Origin of the sequence: Streptomyces sp. NPDC048566, from assembly GCF_043199735.1 — a bacterium.
Lineage (GTDB): Bacteria > Actinomycetota > Actinomycetes > Streptomycetales > Streptomycetaceae > Streptomyces.
Genome location: NZ_JBICWL010000006.1, coordinates 300,162 through 322,296 on the forward strand (window position 1 = coordinate 300,162; position 22,135 = coordinate 322,296).

General features: G+C 69.0%; 12 protein-coding genes and 1 other RNA gene. 11 read left to right on the forward strand and 2 right to left on the reverse strand.

Annotated elements, in window-relative coordinates:
* Positions 1-204 precede the first annotated feature (204 nt).
* From ACGFS9_RS13720 to ACGFS9_RS13750, 7 genes are all read left to right on the forward strand, one after another.
* Positions 205-1,998, forward strand: a complete 1,794-nt coding sequence (locus tag ACGFS9_RS13720) for a hypothetical protein (protein WP_393253009.1) — start codon at positions 205-207, stop codon at positions 1,996-1,998.
* Positions 1,999-2,136: 138 nt separating this feature from the next.
* Positions 2,137-3,363, forward strand: a complete 1,227-nt coding sequence (locus tag ACGFS9_RS13725) for a DUF262 domain-containing protein (protein WP_393253011.1) — start codon at positions 2,137-2,139, stop codon at positions 3,361-3,363.
* Entirely contained in the window at positions 3,356-4,495 is a 1,140-nt protein-coding gene (locus ACGFS9_RS13730) for a DUF3696 domain-containing protein (protein ID WP_393253013.1), read from the forward strand. The genes ACGFS9_RS13725 and ACGFS9_RS13730 overlap by 8 nt, the downstream gene beginning before the upstream one ends.
* Positions 4,496-4,639: 144 nt before the next feature.
* Complete coding sequence (locus ACGFS9_RS13735) at positions 4,640-5,494, forward strand: hypothetical protein (protein WP_393253014.1); 855 nt, start codon at positions 4,640-4,642, stop codon at positions 5,492-5,494.
* Between the two features lie 45 nt (positions 5,495-5,539).
* Entirely contained in the window at positions 5,540-6,952 is a 1,413-nt protein-coding gene (locus ACGFS9_RS13740) for a CBS domain-containing protein (protein WP_393253015.1), read from the forward strand.
* A gap of 115 nt (positions 6,953-7,067) precedes the next feature.
* Positions 7,068-7,637 (forward strand): ATP-binding protein, encoded by a 570-nt coding sequence (locus ACGFS9_RS13745; protein ID WP_393253016.1) that lies wholly within the window; start codon positions 7,068-7,070, stop codon positions 7,635-7,637.
* A gap of 10 nt (positions 7,638-7,647) precedes the next feature.
* Complete coding sequence (locus ACGFS9_RS13750) at positions 7,648-9,054, forward strand: hypothetical protein (RefSeq protein WP_393253017.1); 1,407 nt, start codon at positions 7,648-7,650, stop codon at positions 9,052-9,054.
* Positions 9,055-9,097: 43 nt separating this feature from the next.
* Here ACGFS9_RS13750 and ACGFS9_RS13755 read toward each other — a convergent pair whose 3' ends face one another.
* Positions 9,098-10,138 (reverse strand): beta family protein, encoded by a 1,041-nt coding sequence (locus ACGFS9_RS13755; protein WP_393253019.1) that lies wholly within the window; start codon positions 10,136-10,138, stop codon positions 9,098-9,100.
* Positions 10,139-10,415: 277 nt separating this feature from the next.
* Here ACGFS9_RS13755 and ACGFS9_RS13760 point away from each other — a divergent pair, with 277 nt between their 5' ends.
* Both ACGFS9_RS13760 and ACGFS9_RS13765 read left to right on the forward strand, forming a co-directional pair.
* Entirely contained in the window at positions 10,416-17,468 is a 7,053-nt protein-coding gene (locus ACGFS9_RS13760; protein WP_393253020.1) for a DEAD/DEAH box helicase, read from the forward strand.
* Positions 17,465-19,726: a UvrD-helicase domain-containing protein gene (locus ACGFS9_RS13765; protein WP_393253021.1), complete on the forward strand. Its 2,262-nt coding sequence runs from the start codon at positions 17,465-17,467 to the stop codon at positions 19,724-19,726. The genes ACGFS9_RS13760 and ACGFS9_RS13765 overlap by 4 nt, the downstream gene beginning before the upstream one ends.
* Positions 19,727-19,961: 235 nt before the next feature.
* On the opposite strand, the gene rnpB is transcribed toward ACGFS9_RS13765, so the two are convergent.
* Positions 19,962-20,364: RNase P RNA component class A (gene rnpB / locus ACGFS9_RS13770), an RNA gene on the reverse strand.
* A gap of 177 nt (positions 20,365-20,541) precedes the next feature.
* On the opposite strand from rnpB, the gene yaaA reads away from it, so the two are divergent.
* Both yaaA and eda read left to right on the forward strand, forming a co-directional pair.
* Positions 20,542-21,342 (forward strand): peroxide stress protein YaaA, encoded by an 801-nt coding sequence (gene yaaA / locus ACGFS9_RS13775; RefSeq protein ID WP_393253022.1) that lies wholly within the window; start codon positions 20,542-20,544, stop codon positions 21,340-21,342.
* Positions 21,343-21,415: 73 nt separating this feature from the next.
* Complete coding sequence (gene eda / locus ACGFS9_RS13780) at positions 21,416-22,060, forward strand: bifunctional 4-hydroxy-2-oxoglutarate aldolase/2-dehydro-3-deoxy-phosphogluconate aldolase (protein ID WP_393253024.1); 645 nt, start codon at positions 21,416-21,418, stop codon at positions 22,058-22,060.
* Positions 22,061-22,135 lie beyond the last annotated feature (75 nt).

Genomic DNA, 22,135 nt, shown 5'->3' on the forward strand with positions numbered 1-22,135 from the left:
ATCGCGTAAAACGCGATGTTGTCGCCGCTGTCCAACCGCAACTCGGCTTGGACAACGACACCCAGAGGAACAAGCCAGGTCCTCCGGACGGCTGCCCGCTCCACCTGGTGGATTCGGGGTCGACGACCGGGCGTCGAACCGTAGACTTCGGCGGCGAACGCCGAAGAGGTCCGGCCGTCGCGCGCTTTTGGGGGAGGACAGGGCATGCAGAATCCTTCGGACTCATCGGACTCGATGGAGATCGCCGAGCCTGAGGAGAACGGCCGGAGCGATACCGCCGACTCGCCTGTCGTGGACGATCCGACACCCGACTCGGACGTCGACTCAGCGACGGCATCGACGGTCCTGGTGGAGGTGCTGCCAGGTATTGCTGTCGTCTGCGGCACTGAGGTTCCGGCGGAACTGAAGCCCGATCTACTCGACTTCGGGATCGTGTCGGCCGCCGACCGTAAGCAGATCTCCACGGTCCTGGCCGCGATCGGGAACACGGCGACCGTGGCCGGCAATCTCGGAAACGCATTCGCCAGCGTGCAGGGGCTCTACAGACTCGGCGCCGCGACACAGGCCTGGCTGAATGCCGGTGCAACGCTCGCCGTCAAGGACGGTGCGAATCTCGGAGCGGTGCTCCTCCGCAGTGGTGGTCGGGTCCGCATCGTGCACGCGGCCCGCCTCGAGGCCGTGACTTCGGTACGCAAGGCACAGTCCGCCGCCTCGATCGGGCCGGCGCTGGCCATGGTCGGCCTTCAGATGCAGCTGAATGAGGTCACGGACCTTGTCAGGACTAACATCGCGCTGACGAGCCAGGTACTCACAGCCATCCGCAACGAGCAGTGGACCGAACTGACGGGGCTCGTCGCCACCATCGATCGCGCGGTCGACCAAGCGCGGGAAATCGAATCGGTCCCCGCCTCCTTGTGGGACAACGTCGCGGGTAGCGAAGCGGCGCTGCGTAAACAGCTCGACCTGTACCGGCTGAACGTCCGTGGCCACGTCAAGCAGATCGATCGGGCCGACGCGAGTCGCCGCCGCGAGTATCTCCAGATAAACGCGGAGGCGATCGTCTTCGACGCCAACGCCCTGCTGTCCTCCCTCAAGGCATGGACCGGGTATCAGGCACTCCGCGCCGGCAGGGCGAGAGCCGCTGGACGCGAAGACGCTGACGAGGCACGGCTCGTCGAGGTCATCGCGCGCGACACTCGCGCGGAGCTCGACTCCGCTCTCACCGAGGCGACGAGCCTCGCCGACTCGCTGACGCGGGAGCTGCGCATCATCGCCGAGCTCCCCGGACGCGACACACTGCCACTGCCAGGGAAGCGGAAGGAGTCGATCGCAGCCCGCCAAGCCTCCGCCCGTCTTCTGGAGGCAATCGAGCCTCTTGCCGATGCTCTCCATCCGCCGGCCCCTCCGCTGGAGGCTCCGGGCGTCGTCTGCGCACCCACATCGCTGGATCTCGAGCCGCACCTTCGCATCCTGCGGTGGTTCCTCGAGGACGGTGAGACCCTGCGCGTCCTCGGCTTCCCCGATCAGCTCGATGCTCTCGGTCCCATTTCCGCGATCTTCGGCGGAGCGAAGGAGAAGCTGACCGCCGGGAGGGACAAGATGGCGGCGAAGACACTGGTCGCTGCCACAGATCGCCGCATCATCACGGCCAAGTCGAACGCGTTCCTTGAACAAGGCGAGATCCGTCAAGTCATCCCGATCGACCAAGTGCGATACGTCCGGACAGCGACCACCCAGGACAAGAACGCGCGCTTGGCGATCGACCTCATCACACGCGACGAGAACATCCGGTGGCTCTTCCAGGCAGACATGGACGCCACTCAAGTGAACGCGCTCGCCGCCGTGCTCGCCGAGTCGATGACGATCCCTGACGTGGAACGCGATGAGCTGCAGCGGCGGCGCCACGTGGCCATCGAGGCGGGCGGGCAGGGCGAGAGGACGGACCCGACGTCCAAGGAACCGACTGGATCCGAGGCCACTTCCCACGATGCCGAGTAGCTCTCCGAGTGGACTGCCCGGTCACCCGCCCGACTCGGCACCGTCCGGGCGGCACGCGGGGCGCTGGCCGTAGTCGATCAGCTACTGTACGGACACGTTCGATTCGTGGGCGGTTCTACGTATGCGGAGGGGCACATCTTGGTCGGCAGCGCTCCCGTGCCAGGGCCGGAACAGTCGCCGGACGTTCCGTCCGTCAAGCAAACGGCACCCCAGGCGGACGAGCCACCGGTCGAGTTCACCGACACCGGACGCAGTACCGGTATCGAAGCCGAGGACATCGGTGAATCCGGGCGGACGCCCTTCGATCCGGAGCTCATCGAGGTCCATCCCCGCAACCCGACGGTCGACCTCGTCATCCAGCGGCTGAAGCGGGGCCTGATCGACCTCCAACCCGACTTCCAGCGGAAGTCCGGTATCTGGAACGAGAGGGCGCAGAGCCGACTGATCGAGTCGCTCCTGCTACGTATCGCACTGCCCACGCTCTACGTGGCAGAGGAGGACGACGAGTCCTGGTCCGTGGTCGACGGAGTGCAACGGCTCACCACCATCGTCAGATTCGTCAAGCCCGACGTCTCCGGTCTGGAGCCGCTTCGACTGGGGGGCTTGGAGTACCTCACCCAGTTCGACGGCAGCCGCTTTGAGGACCTGCCCGGTCGGATGCAGACCCGCATCCTGGAAACCGAGCTCTCGGTGTTGGTGATCCGGCGGGGAACCCCCGAAGAGGCCAAGTTCAACATCTTCGCGCGGATCAACACCGGCGGCCAGCCGCTCACCCGGCAGGAACTGCGACACGCGCTGATCCCCGGTTCCGCGCGCAGGCTGCTGGCCACACTGGCGGAGAGCGAGTTCTTCTTGTCGGCGACGGTACGCAGCGTCTCCCCCGCCCGCATGGCAGAGCGGGAACTGTGTCTGCGCTTCCTCGCGTTCGCGATGACACCGCCCGAGCGGTACGTGACGCAGGACTTCGACGGCTTCCTCCGCAAAGCCATGCACCGCATCAACGCCCTGCCGATTGACGTGCTGACAGGGCTGGAGCGGCGTTTCTACCTCACGATGGTGGACTGCAGACGGATCTTCGGAGACCAGGCGTTCCGCAAACAGTTCAGCGGAGTCAGCCGCCGGTATCCCATCAACAAGGCACTGTTCGAGACGCAAGCGGTGATCGTGGAGCGGTGCACCTCCAAGGAGATCGAGATCCTGTGCGAGCGGGCACCGGTCCTCCAGGAGAAGTTCCAGAAACTGATGGACGACCCTGCCTTCTACGACGCCATCTCCTCAGGCACCGGTGATGCCAACAAGATCAACTACCGCTTCCAGTCCATGAAAGAGCTGTTCCGCGAGGTGTTGGAGTCCCCGAATGCTTGAGTCGCTCACTCTCACCAACTTCAAGGCGTTCGCCCACCAGGAACTCCGTCTGGCCCCCTTCACCCTGCTGACCGGGCTCAACTCCTCCGGCAAGAGCTCCGTGCTCCAGTCTCTGGCCCTGCTGCGGCAGTCGTACGAGTCGGGAGACCTCGCCCCCGTGGGTGACCGTGAGGCCGGCCTGCTCCTCAACGAGGAGCTGGTCCAGCTCGGTACCGGGCAGGACGTACGGCACGAGTCGTACGACGACACGGGGCCGCACATCGCGTTCGCCGTACAGGGGGACGGAGGATCGGAACAGTGGACGGCGCTCTACGAGCGTGAGGCCGACCACCTGAAACTGCTTCAGCAGGTGGACGGGGAGATGGCGGAGGCGTTCGTCGAGCCGGCGGCGCTGCTGCCGACGTTGTTCGGGCCGGGCTTCCAGTACCTCAAGGCGGACCGGGTCTCCCCGCAGGTCAGTTACCCCCGTTCGCACCACGCCGTCACCACGCGCGGATTCCTCGGCGCACACGGCGAGCACACCGTCAACTACCTTCGCATTCACCAGGACGAACCAGTCGCGGCAGACCCGCTCATCCTCTCGGACGTCTCCTCCAACAGTCTCCTCGGGCAGACCCAAGCTTGGATGCAGAAGCTCTGCCCGGGGGTGACACTCAAGGCGGAGGACATCGCCGGCACGGATGCCGTCCGCCTCAGCTATCGATTCGGCTCCGGTGCGTTGGCCTCCAACAGCTTCCGTCCCACCAACGTCGGGTTCGGACTCACGTACGTCCTGCCAATCGTCGTGGCCTGTCTGTCGGCCAAGCCAGGGACGCTGATCCTGCTGGAGAACCCGGAGGCGCACCTGCATCCGCAGGGGCAGACCTGGATGGCGTACCTGGCGAGCGCGGCGGCGGCGAGCGGGGCGCAGATCGTGATGGAGACGCACAGCGACCACGTACTCAACGGTCTGCGGCTACGGGTCAAGCAGGAGCTGCTGAGCGCCGACGCGACCGCCGTGCACTACTTCCGTCGCAAGGATCAGACCTCTGAGGTCGTCAGCCCGGTGATCGGGCCGGACGGGCGGCTCTCCGAGTGGCCCGAGGGCTTCTTCGACGAGTGGGAGAACTCCCTCGACCAACTGCTCGACTGATTTGCAGCACGGAGTCATTGAAGCGCCCCGGGGGGTCGGGGTGATCGGTGCGGAACGAGAATGGGGTGGGGCGTGCCGCTGCACGTGTTTCTCAACGAACAGTCCTGTGCGTCCGATTGCGGAGCGGACGAAGTCTCGGAGGGCATGCGCGCCTTCGTGGGCGTGCTGAGGCGGTTACAGCGTCTGCGCGGCATCAGCATCGCTACGCAGAATCCGTTCGACGAGACGGAACTCGCGCGAGGTTATTACTACGCGCAATGGCGCAACGACGCCCGCAACAAGGAAGAAGCTCTCTACTTCCAGCGGATGCGCGACCGATGTGTCACCTTCACAGCCGCTCTGCACGCGGCGGCGACGGAGGAGCGGGACGACATATGGCACCGCTTCAAGGGAGTCGACGTCCATGGACTTCGCGCGGCCTTGATGGCGGACGGACTCGCCCTCAGCCTCCCGCTGGCCCCGGAGTGGGACACCGCCTGGCTGGATCTGGACATCGAGGAGCTGTCTGAGGGCCCCGAGCCCGGAGACGTCGTCGCCGACGAGTACACGGACCAGGTCCGGCACACCTCCCGGAAGGCACACCTCGTCGAACACGAGGAGTGGATCCTCAGGGAAGGACTGGACCGCGTCTCCAGTGGAGCCGAACTCTGGGCGGGACGAGCGGACTTCTTCCCCCACCTCCAATTTCTCGACCGGGTGAAGGACGATCTGGAAAACCTCGACCCGCGGTGGTTCAAGGGAGCCCGCCAGTTGCTGCGACAGCTTGAGGCCACCGCAGCCCAGTGGGACCCGGCTTCCCCCACCGGGCCGCACTGGGAGGCCCCGAACATCAGAGGCGAGCACGAGAACGCCCGCAAGGACCGGATGTGGGAGGACAACGGCAAGGACGAGTGTTTCCAGTTGCACGGAAACCTCAACCGAGGCGCCGGCCGCATCTACTTCCGGCTCGTTCACGACGAGAAGGCCATCCGCATCGCCCACATCGGGCGCCACCTCTGAAGCAGACACTCCCGTCCCTCCCCCACCGCCAAAGGCGCAGGTGCCATGACTGATTCCACCGCCGACCCCGCAGAGACGCAGTCCCGCGCCCGCTACCTCCTGGACGGACGACGGGTGACACTCACCGACCTCCTCAGCGCCGGGCTACTCACAGAAGGCGAGCACCTGAAGTTCGTACGGCCCCGGATGGGCGAGTCGCACGACGCCACGGTCACGCCCCGGGGATGGATCCGGCTGGCGGACGGGGAGGAGTTCCGCTCGCCCTCCAAGGCGGCCATGGTCGCTGTCGGGTACGGGACGTTCGACGGATGGCAGGCGTGGCAGGTGGACGACGGCACATTCCTGACGCAGTTGCGCCAGGAGCTGCTGGACCGGGCCGCCGAGGAAACCGAGCCCACGGAACCGGAGGAGGAGCGACAGACGTCGCTGTCGCCCAGCGAACGCCATGCCCGACTGAAGAAGGCACGTGAGTCGGCCGAGGCAGGCAGCCCGTTCACCCTCACCGTGCAGGAGCTGCTGGCCTGGTGGGGTGCGACCGGCCGGGGACTGGTCAATGAACAGATCGAGGCCGACCTCGCCAACCACAGCCTCATCACCTCGCCCGAGTTCGACAAGGTCCCCCTGACCGCCACGGTCCAGCTGGTCAAGGCTGCGGAAGAGGACGCGGAGGACATTCCTCTCGCCGGGGCTTCAGCGCCCCTCACAGCGTCGGTCGGCACGTCCGAAGAACAGGAGTCACGCGAGACCGGGCTCACCGTAGGCACCCTGCCCTCCGCCCTCGGCGGTGTCGTCAGCGTGAAGCCGACCGCCACCTTTGAGGAGGTCATCACACTGATGGTGCTCCACGACTTCTCACAGCTCCCCGTCCTAGCCGGTCCGCACAACCTGCGGGGATCCGTCTCGTGGAAGTCGATAGCGCGTGCCCGGCACGCCGACCCCGGCGCCCATCTCTCCCAGGCCATCGTGGACGCCCGGGACGTGCGCTACGACCACGACCTGATCGATGTCCTTCCCACACTGGCCGAACACGACTTCGTCCTCGTCCGTGACCAGCGGAACGCCATCGCCGGTATCGTCACCGCCGCCGACGTGGCCCAGGCCTACGGCGATCTGGCCGGACACTTCCTCCTGATCGGGGAGATGGACCGCAGGCTGCGGCAGGTCATCGCGGGCGCCTTCACCCTGCCCGAGGTCACAAAACTCTGCGACCCGAAGGGAGAACGCATCACCTCCTTCGGAGACATGAGCGTCGGCGACTACAAACGCGTACTGGAGAACCCCGACCTGTGGCAGCAACTGGGATGGCCACTCGACCGCAAGGTGTTCATCGACCGGCTTGAGGAGATCCGCAGGATCCGCAACAACGTCATGCACTTCAACAGCAGCGATCCCCTGCCGAAGGACGACGTGGACAAGATCCGCAACCTCAACAAGTTGCTGCGGGAGTACGGGGAGTAGGTCCAGGGACCTGCCGCACACCGCCGCCTACACGCCACACACCGTCGCCTACGACGGCTCGCTGTGTGCGCGTCGGCCCTGGGCACGGCCGCGTGCGCCCGGCAGCGTAGGCGCCATGAACAGGAAGCACTCGCCCACCTCCGTGACGGCGGCCGCAACACCTGACGCGGCAGAAGTGAACGCCACGACCGCCGAGTTCACGATGCGCTTCAGCTCCACTCCACGCGGCGCCCGCCTCGCCCGCCGCCTGGTCGCGGACCGGCTCGACGCGTGGGGCCATCCTCATACGTCCACCGCCAACGAGACGCTGACCCTCATCACGGCGGAGCTGGCCGCCAACGCCGTGCGCCACGGGCACGTACAAGGACGCGACTTCGAGGTGCGACTCGTCGCTACCGGCGAGACGCTGTGCGTGGAGGTCTCCGACACGCGTGCGGAGCGCGTGCCACCGCTCTCCCCGCGCGAGGCTCCCGGTGACGCCGAGACCGGTCGTGGGCTGATGCTCGTAGCCACTCTGGCCGACCGGTGGGGCATCGAGCCCCGGGCGATGGGCCCCGGGAAGACTGTGTGGGCGGAGACGGGCTGTCCCCCTCAGCAGCCGCTTGCCCGCCCTCGGGATGCCGCGATGACTCGCGTACTCTCCGTGCATAGTTTACGTCATAGCGCTCAGCGAGAAGGAACTTGACCGTATTGACATGGACTTACGGCTGAAGCGGTCCATCACCAAGACTGTCGCCGCCGAGTCCTTGCCGAATGGTTCCGAGCCGCAGATCACTCTGCTCGTCAGACGGTCGTCCGTGGCCGGGCAGGCTCCGCTGGTTTGGCTGGGGGTCGTACGACAGCCACGCGGAGAGAAGGTGGCCGCAGTCGACTCCCGGGTCAACGTGGAACTGCTACGAGAGTGCCCCGTCTCGGTCTCGTTACAGGCCATCGAAGCGAAATTGCCCCTTGATGTCCGCAACGTGATCGTTGCCGCTTCGGGCCGGGAATTCACCATCCTCGACGACGTTGCGTCCGAAGCTCTCCTCTCGGCCCTCGCCCAGCACCATGAGAAGCTGCGCCAACTGCTCCACTTTCTGGGTGAGGCCGCCGAGCCAGAACGCCTTGATCCGCTGGGTCGGGCCGAGGACGCCTCTTGGCAGGAGCAACTCGAAGCTGCCCGGCTGGCTATGGCAACCGTGGGGATTCCGCCTGCCCGACTTGCCGCGTGGCGCCGTCCGACCGATCGCCACGCGCCGGCTCTGGCCGGTCTGATCGCCGAACCCTATGAACCGTCGCTACTCGACTACGACATGCATCACTTCTTCGACGGGGACGACGTCTTCCAGTCCATGGGACCTCCATATGTCGGCGGCTCTCTCGGCTCCGCCTTTCGATGCGATATCCAAGTCTTCGAACACCTCGGCCGCCGAATCGAAATCGCGAACGTCAACGCATCACCGGTCGAAACCCGCCTCGGCACCGACCTGATCTTCTACCACGAGCCGACGCAAAGCTTTGTGCTGGTGCAGTACAAGCGCCTACCGCAAGAGGCCGGAAATCGCTGGATTCGCGTCGACAAGAAACTGCTGAGTCAGCTGGACCGACTGGAGCGCGTGGCAGCCCTCAGCCGCCCAGCGGGCCTCCCCCACGAATGGCGGCTCGGCCCTGATCCGTGCTTTGTGAAGCTCTCCTACTGGCCCCTGACGGAAACCATCGGCCCAGGCCCCTCGCCCGGCATGTATCTGCCCGTACCGTACGTGCGGCTTCTACTGGAAGACGACGTCACGCGGGGCCCCAATGGCGGACGGCTGCTCGGGTACCCCCAGATCGACCGGTATCTGACGAACACCGAGTTCACCACGCTCATCAAGAATGGATTGGTGGGCACCGTCGGCACAACGATCGAGGAACTCGCGGCAATCGGTGCGCAACGGGCCGAGGAGGACAAAATGTCCGTAGTCCTCGCCGTCGAGAGGGCCACGGGCCCACTGCGGGAGACGGTCAAGGAGCGGCACCAGCGCAACCACGCTCAGGGGTACGACAAGGCGCTCGCCAACCGCTTGCGCAGGCAGCGTCGTTACGCACCCATGCCCGGTCAGCAGACGTTCCCCGAAGCGTAGGGCTTGGCAGTCTCGGGCCCGGTCCGACTCAGCTCGGGAACACTCACAAGCCCAGGCTCCGCAACACGAAACTCATGTGCTGGATGTTGCCCACCTTGTTCCACGTCGAGTGGTTGCCCGTACTGACTGAGCCTTCGGTCCGGTCGCGCAACCACCTCTCTCCTGTTCCCGCCTCCGCGCCCCGGAAGTCCGCGAGCCTGGTGAGGCAGCGCGCGGCCTCCCGGTTGGCGTCGTCGTACTGCCTGCCGTGCGGCACCTTGGACAGGTGGTAGGAGCGGGCGGTGGTGTAGCGGAGGATGCCCCACGGCGGGCCGCCGCCGCGCGCGGGCGGGGTCTGGGTGACGTACGTGGCGGGGTGGATGCCGTAGTCGCCGTAGCGGAGTCGGGGGAGGTACGGGCGTTCGCCGTGCTGGATCTCGTGCCAGGTTTCCCAGTCGGTACGCGGGGCCTCGTACGGGACGCCTTCCCGGAAGTCGGCCGGCGGTTCGGGGAAGCCGCCCACCACCACGGTCACGGTGTGCCACGAGCTGAGCGGGATCAGGGAGTCCAGGGCTCGCAGCGCCTCCTTGGCGGCTTCGGGTCGGTCGGGCAGGACCGTGCAGAGGTCGAGGAAGAGGGCGGCCGGGTGGTTCGCGGGAAGCCGGTCCAGTAACGCGCGGACGTCCGAGGCCGTCCCGTCGTTCCAATCGCCCGGGAGATGCACGCGGATACCGAGTACGTCCTCGCGTCGCCGAGCCACGGCGAGGGCGAGTGACTGCTGCGCGACGGGGCGTCCGGGTCCGGTTACGGGCCGCAGGTTGCGGTGGTCCCACCAGTCGAGGGTGAGAGCCTCGGCCAGGACCGCGGCTTCGGTGGCGTCGGCGAAGGGCGCGTCCAGCCACGCGGATCCGTGGCGCTGTGCGGCGGTGACGCCGTCGGCGTCCTTGCCGATCCGTTCGGCCAGCGGCTTCGGCAGCATGCCGGGGCGGGGAGGCAGTGTCCACAGGGGAGCGACCCGGCGCTGTACGTCCGGCGTCAGCTCACGGTAGGCGGCCGTGGCGTGCGGCCGGGTCGGCAGGACGGGAACGTACAGCGGTACGGACATGACGTCCCCCTCGGCGCTGCCCGTGCACGGTGTTTTCCTTGTTTCCTTGTTTTCCTTCAGGGTGAAACCATTGGCCGGGGCCGGAAAGGGCGCCAATCAGCCATCGGTTCGTGGCTGGGCACGTCCGATGCGGCAGCGGGCCGGCGCCGGATCACCCGGACACGGTGTACCCGTCCCCTCACACACTGTCCGACCTGCGCTATACGGTTGATCCGCACCACACGAGGCGACCGTTGCCACGCGCGCGTCTCGGGATCCACGGACGAAGGGGAGCGTCGTGAAACCCACTCTGGCCGCCGCGCAGCTGCGGGGCAGTCTGACGCAGTACCTCACGACGACCTACGCACTGGCCGACGACGACACCCGGCGGGCCCTGGAGCGGTTTCTGGGGGACCCGGAGTCGGGGATCTTCCGGGGGCCGTATCTGCGGATCAGGACGCCGTTCCACAAGGCGGACGACGGGTGGGAACGGCATCTGGAGTGGCGGCCCGGGTTCACACCGTGGCGGCACCAGGCCAAGGCATGGCAGCGGCTCAGCACGCTGGGTGGCAGGGAGGCCGAGCCGACGCTCGTGACGACCGGCACGGGTTCCGGCAAGACGGAGTCGTTCCTAGTACCGGTGCTCGACCACTGCCGACGGCAGAAGGCTCTCGGGCGGCGCGGTGTGAAGGCCGTACTCCTGTATCCGATGAACGCGCTGGCCACCGACCAGGCGGGCCGCATCAGCGATTACCTGACCGCGACCGACCTCGCCCAGGTGACCGCGGGTCTGTACATCGGCGACCGGCCGGACACCGACTTCCGGCGGGTCCTGACCCGGCGCGAGGAGATGCGTGTCTCCCCGCCGGACGTGCTGATCACCAACTACAAGATGCTGGACCTGCTCCTGCAGCGCGGTGAGGACCGGGCTCTGTGGGAGGGCGCGGACGTCGCGTACGTGGTGCTGGACGAGTTCCACACCTACGACGGCGCGCAGGGCACCGACGTGGCCATGCTGCTGCGTCGGCTGGCGACGGCGGTCGGGGCGACGCGGCCGGACCGTCCGCTGGGGCGGATCTGCCCCGTGGCGACCTCCGCGACGCTCGGCGCGGGGCGAGCGGGCACGTCGGCCGGGGGCATCCTGGACGTGGCGGCGCAGGTGTTCGGCATGCCGTTCACGGCGGACGCGGTCATCGGCGAGGAGCGGATGACCGCCGAGGAGTTCACCGGCGAGGTCGACTACGCGCTTCCCGAGCCGCCCACTCCGCAGGAGGTCATCGCGGTGTCGGGCGGCGTCGGCGTGGAGGCGAAGCCGGACCTGCTGGACCTGGACGGGCTCGCCGCCCGCATGCTGGGGCGGCAGGGCCTCGACGCGTTCCGTATCGGCCGTCTGCTGAAGCGGCACGACTTCACGCAGGGCGTCCTCGCGTTGCTCGACGGCGAGCCGCTGGACGAGTGGGGTCTGCGGGACCGGCTCGCGCGCTTCGGATACGCCTGGGGGCGCACCGCCCGGGAGAATCCGCAGCTGGTGCTGCAAGCCCTGTCCCGTTTCGTGGCCCTGCTGTCCGCCGCCCGGGACCCTGACTCCGACGAACGGCGTCCGCGTCCGCTGCTGCACGTGGAGGCCCATCTCTGGGTGCGGCCGGTGACGCGTGTGCTGCGCGGGGTAGGCCGGACACCGGAGTTCCGCTGGTACGAGGACGACCGCGCGCAGGCCCGGCGCGCTGCCCTGGCCGCGGCTCCCCCCTCGGACGAGGAAGACGGGGCCTCCTCGGGCAACGGGTTCTCGGGCGGGGCGAACCGGCCGCGGCCCCTGGCAGGCACGGATACGGCGGTGCGGCCCGCGCAGGTGCATCTGCCCGCCGTCTACTGTCGCGCGTGCGGGCGATCCGGCTGGGCCGCGCTGTCCCCGGAGTCCGATCCACAGCAGCTCGTCATGGCGCAGGACCGGATCTGGCGGGCCGGCGTCGGCCGTGACAAGCGCCGCATCCGCTACTTCATCTCCGCGACCGAGCCGGAGCGGCGCCAGGCACTCGACGCGCCGGCCGGGCGACTGCCCGCGGGCAGCGGCGTCGATCCGCTCTCCGTGGTGGTACTCGACGGGGCGCAGGGCACCTACCGGCTGCCGACGGCGGGAGACGACGGGGACCTGGTGGAAGCCTGGTTCGCGCTAGCGCTGCTAGACAAGAAGACCGCCGACAAGGCGGCCAGGGACGACCGCTGTCCGGCGTGCAACACCGACAACAGCATCCGGTTCCTCGGTACGGCACAGGCGGCGCTCGCCTCGGCCACGGTCACCCAGCTCTTCACAGGCGGGGACATCGCGCTGGTACCGGAGGAACGCAAGACACTGCTGTTCAACGACTCCACCCAGGACGCCGCGCACCGCGCCGGGTACGTTGCCAACGCCTCGTACAAGTTCTCGCTGAGGTCACTGCTCGCGCACAACCTCGACGACTCGGGCGCGGCGACCGCGCTCAACGACCTGATCGGCAACGTGCTCGACTCGGTGGACGACCCCGAGGCGCTGGCCGCCGTCGTACCGCCGGATCTGCACGACGAGCCGGGTGTCGACCGGGTGTTGTCGGGGCGCGGTACCGGAGACGCCCGTACCTGGCGGCTGATCGGTGAGCGGCTGGCGTTCGCCACGGTCATGGAGTTCGGGCTGCGGTCACGGCTCGGTCGCACCCTGGAGCTCACGCGGACGGCCGCCGCCGAGGTCGTCGTCGAGAACCCTGAGCGGGTCACCGACCTCGCCCGTGATCTGCACCTCGCGCTGCCGGGCCAGATGGTGATGACGGGCGGACTCCCGACACCTGAGCGGTATCTCGCCTATGTGCGTGGCCTTCTGGAGCGGCTGCGGCTGCGCGGCGCGGTCCGGCACCGGTGGTTGGAGCAGTGGATGCGGGAGGCCGGTGCCGACCGGTTCCTCATCAGTGGGCGGCGACCGGACGGCATGCCCGCGTTCCCGGAAGGGGTCGCCCCGCCGAGGTTTCTGCTGGACGGCCAGAAGGACAGGACAGAGTTCGACGTGGTGACCGGTCGGCAGGCCTGGTTCCAGGACTGGACCCGCCGCTGTCTGGGGCTGGACGCCGTCGGGGCCACCGAGTACCTCCGTCGGCTGCTGCCCGCCCTGGCCGACGAGCACGTGCTCAGCGTGCGGACGGCGAAGGACCGCACCACACGCGTCTACGGTCTCCAGCCCGGCCACATCCAGGTACGGCTGCTGGACGACTCGATCGTCAACAAGGCGTTCGTGGCGTGCGAGGACTGCGGCTGGCAGCAGGTCGTGCCCCCGGAGCGGCGTACTCGCTGGTACGGCCATCCGTGCCCGCGCTACCGGTGCAAGGGCTACCTGACACCGCCGCAACCAGGGATGCGCCTCTCGGCACCGTCCGAACCGGACGGCGTCAGCGGGGGCGTCACGGGGGCGGGCTTCGGTGCTCTGCAGGAGCGGGACTACACAAACGACTACTACCGGCGGCTCTACCTGACCGGTGGCACGTTCCGAGTCGTGACGGCCGAGCACACCGGCATGCTGACCCGTGCGCAGCGCGAGCAGGTCGAGCGGACCTTCCGCGCCGGCACGCACTACACCGACCCGAACGTGCTGTCCTGCACGCCCACGCTGGAACTCGGCATCGACATCGGCGACCTCTCGGCCGTCCTGATCGGCTCGCTGCCGAAGGGGCCCGCGAACTATGTGCAGCAGTCGGGCCGCGCGGGACGCAAGACGGGCAACGCGCTGGTCGTCGCGTTCGGCGGGCGCCGGGCTCGGGACCTGTACTACCTGGACCAGCCGCGAGAGATGATCGCGGGCGACATCGTGCCGCCGGGCTGCTATCTGTCGGCGGTGGAGATCCTGCGCCGCCAGTACACCGCGTGGCTGCTGGACCTCGCCGCGCGGGGCGGACTCAGGACCGCGGACGGCGAGCAGTTGCAGCCGGTGCCCCGGCTGGCGTCCGCTCTCTTCGGAACGACGGGTTGGTGCCAGGACCTCGCGGATGCCGCACAAACGTATGGGGCGACACTCGTCGAGCAGTTCCTGGCCCTGTTCCCCGAGGGTGGGTCCCCCGTGCAAGGCCCAGGTGACTCCCCCTCGCGGGACGGTGACGACGCCGGGGTGTCCGCGCACGCCGCCGACGCACTCCGGGAGTACGCGAACGGCGGCATCGTGCGCGCGCTCCAGGAGGCGGAGGAGGACTGGACGGAACGGCGAGAGGAGCTGCGGCGCAGGATCGCAGCGATCGACGAGGCGGTCGACGCGCTTGCCCGCACGGACGAGATCCAGGACCGCGAACGACGGGAGCTGCTCGCCGAACGCCGCAGCACCGGCGATCTGTTGCGGGACCTGAGCCGGACCAGCGCACACGGCACGCTCGTCGAGCTGGGTCTCCTGCCGAACTACAGCCTGGCCGACACCACGACGCAGCTGGAGGCCACGCTGTACTGGTCCGAGGTCCCCTCGGACACCGACGAGACCGCCCAGACGCCCGGCGGGACCGAGGCGCCCAGGGAACACCGCACCCCCGCCGGTACACCTCGCGTCTACCGCAGCGAGACCCGCGACTACGAGCGCTCCCGCAAGATCGCCCTCACCGAACTCGCCCCGGGCAACAGCTTCTACGTCAACGGCTACAAGCACGTGGTACGGGCCCTCGACATCGGCAGCCCGGAACGCCGGGCCTGGTCGGTGTGGCGACTGTGCCCGGCCTGTGGGTACGTGCGCACACGCGACGCACAGACCGACACCTCGCCCTGTCCGCGCTGCGACGGACGTGAGATCGCGGACGCGGGGTGTGTCCAGTACGTGCTCCAGCCGCGTCGGGTCGTGGCGCGCGACAAGCGGGACGACGCACGGGTGCGCGACGACCGCGACGAGCGCGCCCGCCGGCAGTACGCGGTCCTCACCACCGTGGACATCGACCCCGCGCACCTGGCGACCGGTTCCTGGCGGCACGACACGGCGACCTTCGGCGTGGACTTCTCCCGCCGGGCCGTCATCAGAACGCTGAACCTGGGACTCGACCGGCAGGACGGCAGCTCCACGGTTCCGCTGGCGGGCGAGGATGTCCGGATCAACCCGTTCTACGTCTGCACGAGTTGCGGCGGCGCGACGGCGGACGGCCGGCCGGTCGTCGACCAGTCGCAGCATGCGCTGACCGAATCGGGGGCCGCTGCCACGAAGGGGAGCGCCCACCATCTGCTGTGGTGCCCCCGGCGACGCACTCAGGGCTCCGGGCACGGCGAGAGGCGAGGGACGGGTCAGGACGTACCGCTGCTTCTGGCCCACGAGTTGACCACGGAAGCCGTGCGCATTCTGCTGCCCGCCTCCGTGACACGAGCCCGGGAGCGGCTCGCCTCGTTCACCGCGGCGCTGTTCGCCGGTATCGCGGCGCGCTACGGCGGCGACCCCGACCACATCGAGATCGCCGCGGCCTCGATGCCGGACAGTCCGGAACAGCTCGGCTCCGACTTCCCGCGGCGCTTCCTCGTCGTCTACGACCGGCTGCCCGGCGGCACCGGCTATCTGCACCGGCTGGCATCCGCGGCCGGGTTCCGCGAAGTGCTGCTGAAGGCACGCGAGGTCATCGAGAACTGCCCCTGCCAGCAGAAGGAGCTGGACGGCTGCCACCAGTGCCTCCTGCGCAGGGTGCCCCCGTCGGACTACGACCGGGTCTCCCGCCGCGAAGTGCAGTCCATGCTGGACGAACTGCTGGGAGCCGATGGCGAACGCTGGCGTACCTCACCGGTCTCGACGACCCGCCAGATCCCGCTGGAACAGCAGGCGGAGAGCGACTTGGAGGTCATGTTCGTCGACACGCTCGAGGAGTGGGCCAAGCAGCCGGAGTCCCGTGCGGCGGCGGACACGTACACCACCCCGGCGGGCACCCGGGCGCTGGACCTGCGGCTGACTTCCGGCGACGGAGCGACCGTGAGCTGGCGGGTCTCGCAGCAGCGCGTCCTGGACGGCACCCGACCCGACGTGCTCTTCGAGCGACTCGACGCTCCCGGACCACGGCTCGCCGTCTATCTGGACGGATATCGGTATCACGCGAGCCCCGAGCACAACCGTCTCGCGGACGACGCGACGAAACGGGCCCGGCTGCGGGCCGACGGGCTGAGGGTGTTCCAACTGACGTACTACGACGTCAAGGAGTGGCGACTCCGCGTCCGCGACACCGGCTATGCCGGAGTCTCCCCCGTCGATCCGGTCTGGATGCCGTACGACCGGGCCGCGCAGGACCGGGCGCGCTCCTACTACGCCCAGACCCGGGGTGGGCTGCCCGGAGAACTGTCGGAAACCGTCTGGGTCAACCCGGCCGAGCTGCTGCTCGCCTACCTTGGTGACCCTGACGCGCGACGGTGGCACCATCGCGCCGAAGCCACGGTGGCCGGCCTCATCGGTGCACCCGGCCTGCGGGACGCACCGGTCGGGGCGGAAGCGGTCGGCCGAGCCGTCGAGGCGGCGTTGCGCGACGAGGTCGTGGACGAGCCGAAGGGGCCTGTGCGTGTCCTCGCGGCGACGGACAGGTCCGGATGCCGCCTCGTCCTGGTCGCCGACGTGCGGCGCCGGCCCCCGACCTGGACGGGGCTGACGCTCCTGGACGACAGCGCCCAAGCCGTCACGGAGGAAAAAACCCACAAAAGGCGTTGGCAGGCCTGGCTGTACTGGAGCAATGTGCTGCAGTTCCTGGAGCACGGCGGGGGCGACAGCGCCCAGCTCACCACCACGCTGCTCGACGGCTTCACCGCCGACGTGCTGACCGTGACCGGCGGCCAGGGCTGGCTGTCCTCGACGCGGGTCACGCCAATCGTCGAAAGAGAGCTTCAGCGGGCATCGGACAGCCTGCCACCGGTTGCTGTGACCGCCGGGCTGCCCGCGGTACCGGCGCGAACGACCGAGGAACCGCCGTCCGGCACCGGGCCCCGGCGGGACGGCGCCTGGGACGCGGTACTGGAGTACGTGGACCCCGACGAAGCCGGCCTGGCCGAACTGGCTCACGCGCTCGCGGACCTGGGCGTACCCGCGCCTGAGGACGGCTTCGAACTCGACGAGCACGGCTGGCAGGCCGAACTGGCCTGGCCGGACGCCCGGCTCGGCGTGGTGCTGGCGCCACAAGGGACGCCCGAAGAACCGGATCACGAGGCACAGGACCGTGACCGTGCCTTCGCCGCCGCCCATTGGGACGTACGTCCGGCGGGCGAATGGACCGCGGAGGAGATCGCCGGACGCCTCGGCGACGCTGCCGCGCCGACAAGCGACGGCAGTCCTACGGGAGCGGGACGGCCGGAAGCCGGCACGACCGGGAACGACAAGAACGAGAACGAGAACGGGGAGTTGGCATGACGAGGAACGGGGGCGTGACGCTGCGCCTGCTCGACAAGGCGGACAAGGAGATCCTCCGGCTCCCGCGCACGGTCAAGGGTGCGCTGTTCGACTTCCAGCACAAGTTCAAGGAGAACCCGCGGACCCCGGGACTCAAGCTGAAACAGCTCAAGGGCGACAGCCGCATCTGGTCCGCTCGAATCAACGACGAGTACCGCGCCCTCCTGCTCAGACTGGCCGAGGACGACTGGCTCATCGTCTCGGTCAAGCACCGCAAGGAGGTCTACGATCGGCTGGCGTACGGAATCAACACCGTCACCGGCGGTATCGAGTACGTCGACCTCCAGGTGGTGGAGGACAGCGTGCTGCGGCGCATCCCGCCGCAGGAGCCACCGACCGCCGCCCCGGCCGTTCCAGCCCCTTCCGCCGAAGCCCAACCCCGTGCTCCCGAGCCACTGTTCGCCGCCTGGACCGACGGACAGCTGATCCAACTGGGCGTGGCCGAGCCCCTGGTTCCGGTCATCCGCTCCCTCACCACCGATGAACAGCTCCTCGGTCTGATCGAGTACGCGCCGCAGCTCACCGGCGAAGTCCTGCTCGCGCTCCACGACGGAAAGCCGTTCGAAGAAGTACGGGACGAGGTCACCGCCCCCGTCGCCGCTCCGGAGCCCGTCGACACCGAGGACTTCCAGACGGCCGCCGAACGGCGGGCCACGGTGGTCACCACTTCCGACGACGCGCTGCGCGAGGCGCTGGAGGCAGGGGACTTCGGCCGTTGGAAGGTCTTCCTCCACCCTGCCCAGTCCAAGCTGGTCGAGCGCCGCTACTCCGGCCCCGCACGGGTCGGCGGCGGCCCCGGCACCGGAAAGACCATCGTCGCCCTGCACCGCGTCCGCCACCTCGTGTCCCAGCTGCCGCCCGGTCACAACAAGCCGGTGCTGCTGACCACCTACAACAAGAATCTCGCTGCCGACCTGCGCTCCCGCCTCCTGGAACTGGGCGGTGAACAGCTGCTGTCACGGGTGGAGGTTAGCCACGTCGACCAGCTCGCGCTACGCGTCGTGCGGGAAGCCGAGCCCGGCAGCCGCAAGCAGACCATCGACGACAGCCAGGCCGTACGGGAATGGCGGGCGATGCTCGACGAACTCGGCGAGAGCGACTGGGACGCGGAGTTCCTGCACGACGAGTGGACGCAGGTGATCCTCGGACAGGCGGTCGGCACCCGCACCGACTACTTCCGGGCCCGCCGGGCGGGACGCGGTAAGAACATCGGCCGGGCGGAAAGGGCCGCCATCTGGCAGCTCGCCGAACGCTTCACGCAGCGTCTGGACAGGCTCGGGCGTCAGACGTGGGACCAGGTCGCCGAACGGGCCGCCCGTCTGGAGATAGGGCGCGAGCAGCGCATCCGCGCAATCGAACGGCAGCGGGAGGAAGCGGGTGGTCTGGACAACATCCACCTTCAGGACGGCTCGGGCGGATGGCTCCGCTACCGGTACCGGCACATCGTGGTCGACGAGGCTCAGGACCTGCGCCCCGCGCACTGGAAGATGCTGCGCGCCATGACAGCCCGCGACTCGGATGACCTGTTCCTGGTGGGTGACACCCATCAGCGCATCTACAAGAACCAGGTGACGCTGGGCAGCCTCGGTATCAACATCCGGGGCCGGTCCGCGAAGCTCAGCCTCAGCTATCGCACAACACGGCAGATCCTGCGCTCCGCGCTGGGGGTGCTGGGTGAGGAGACGTACGACGACCTCGATGGGAACTCGGAGACCCTCGCCGGATACCGTTCCGTGCTCAGCGGCAGCGCACCCGGCATGCACCCGTGCACGGACTGGCAGACGGAGCGTGGAGCGATCGCCGCACACATCCTGGCCTGGGACGCCCACCCGGACGAGCGGATCCCACACGAGCAGATCGCTATCTGCGTTCCCACCAATGTGATGGCAAGTGAGCTCGGAAACACACTCGGGGAACACGGCATCCGGGCCCTGGAGATCGGCGCCGACGGCGCCCGGGGCGAGCCCGGAGTCCACATCGGGACCATGTTCCGTTTCAAAGGGTTGGAGTACCAGCGCATGATCATCGCCGGGGTCAGCGACGGTCTGGTCCCCCGCGAGCAGGTCAACCGATTGCGTCAACTGGACCCAGCCCGCTACCGGAGGGAACTCCAGCGGGCTCGATCCCTGTTGTTCGTGGCGGTGACCCGGGCACGCGACAGCCTCGACATCTTCTGGCACGGCACCCCGAGCCCGTTCCTGCGTCGTCTGCCATCCTGAGCGGCGCGCAGCAGCGGAAAATCTCAAGGAATTGACAATTGGCCGGGCTCCAAGGCGCGGAAATCACCGCAACCCAGTGATCAGCACGAGTGCCCGCAATGGCTACCTTCGTGGCTAAGCTCGTCGCCGTGAGGTCCGGTTTGAACCGGTACGGACCGGAGTTCGACCAAGCTCGAGACTCGGCAAGAAAGGACATCTGACCAGTACGTTCCCTGGTCGCGATGCCCTTTGGCGGCAGACGAGTCGGGCTGTACGCCGGGTTCTGTGCCCCGGGTCCTCGCGGACGTCGGGGCGACGGCCATCCATCTAGGGCCGGCGTTGCCGCCGGCCTCGTGCGGTCTACCCGCGGACTCGGGCGGGCAGCCCTCGAACGTCCGCGCAGAGCGCTTTTCAGGGCGCTCCTCTTGACCTTGCTCCGGGTGGGGTTTACCTAGCCGCCTGAGTCACCTCAGGCGCTGGTGGTCTCTTACACCACCGTTTCACCCTTACCGGGAACCGGAGTTCTCGGCGGTCTGTTTTCTGTGGCACTGTCCCGCGGGTCACCCCGGGTGGCCGTTAGCCACCACCCTGCCCTGTGAAGCCCGGACGTTCCTCGGGGAGGTCCACAAGAACCTCCACGCGGCCGCCCGCCCGGCTCGTCTGCCGTGCCGACCATGGTACCGGCCGGCCGGGGTGACACGGACCGGGCGTCGGCGGGACGGGTCCGGGCCCGCCCGGGGCCGCCCCGCGCCAGCCGCGGCACCGGCGGGGCGCGGGCGGGTGTGCCGCACCCTTTAGGCTGGCGCCGGGCCTGTCCACCGTGAGGAGATCCAACCGTGCTCGTGCTGCTGCCGCCCTCCGAGGGCAAGGCCCCCTCCGGCCGGGGCGCCCCGGTCAAGCTGGAGTCGCTGGCCCTGCCCAGCCTCGGCGCGGCCCGTCAGGCGGTCCTGGAGGAGCTGACCGAGCTGTGCGCGGCCGACGAGGAGAAGGCGCGGGAGGTGCTCGGGCTCAGCGAGGGGCTGCGCGGGGAGGTCGCGAAGAACGCCGGCCTGCCGACCGCGGGCGCGCGCCCGGCCGGGGAGATCTACACCGGCGTGCTCTACGACGCCTTGGACCTCGCCTCGCTGGACACCGCGGCCAAGCGGCGGGCGGGCCGTTCGCTGCTGGTGTTCTCCGGTCTGTGGGGCGCCGTCCGGACGACCGACCGGATCCCCTCGTACCGCTGCTCGATGGGGGTGAGGCTGCCCGGCCTCGGCGCCCTGGGCGCCCACTGGCGCGCTCCCATGGCGAGCGCGCTTCCCGAGGCGGCCGGCGAGGGCCTCGTCCTGGACCTGCGGTCGTCCGCGTACGCGGCGGCGTGGAAGCCGAAGGGCGAGGTGGCGGGGCGGACGGCGACGGTGCGGGTGCTGCACGCGCAGCTCGTGGACGGCGTCGAGAAGCGGTCCGTCGTCAGCCACTTCAACAAGGCCACCAAGGGGAAGATCGTCCGGAGTCTGCTGACGGCGGGCATCGCCCCGAAGGGTCCCGCCGAGCTGGTCGAGGCGTTGCGGGACCTCGGCCACACGGTCGAGGCCGAGGCGCCCGGCCGGGCGGGCCGGCCGTGGGCCCTCGACGTGGTGGTCACCGAGATCCACTGAGAGCCATCCCTCTACGTTGCAGCATGCGCAACGACCTTTGCGCATGCTGCATACCGCGGGCAGGATGGGCGCCATGACTTCGCCGCTGCCCGCGTCCCCCCATGCCTCCGTCCTGGATCTCGCGCCGGTCGTGCCCGTCGTCGTGGTCGAGGACGCCGCCGACGCCGTCCCCCTGGCGCGGGCGCTGGTCGCCGGCGGGCTGCCCGCGATCGAGGTGACGCTGCGCACCCCGGCCGCCCTCGACGCGATCCGGGCCGTCGCGTCGCAGGTGCCGGGGGCGGTGGTCGGCGCCGGTACGGTGCTGACCCCGGAGCACGTGGCGGCGTCGGTCGCGGCGGGCGCCCGCTTCCTGGTCAGCCCCGGGTGGACGGACACGCTGCTCGCCGCGATGGAGGCGGCCGGGGTGCCGTTCCTGCCGGGGGTGTCGACCACATCGGAGGTGGTGGCGCTGCTGGAGCGCGGGGTCCGCGAGATGAAGTTCTTCCCCGCCCAGGCCGCGGGCGGCACGGCGTATCTCAGGTCGCTGGCGGGCCCGTTGCCCGAGGCCCGGTTCTGTCCCACCGGCGGTATCGGTCCCGGCACCGCGCCGGACTACCTCGCCCTCCCGAACGTGGGCTGCGTGGGCGGCAGTTGGATGCTCCCGGCGCAGGCGGTCGCCGCGCGCGACTGGCAGCGGGTGGAGCGGCTGGCCCGCGAGGCGTCGGCGCTGGGCGGTTAGGGCCTCCCCGGGCGCGGCTCCGTCCCCGGGCGCGCGGCCCCGGCCCTCCTATCCGGCCCTGTCCCCGTCCCCGAC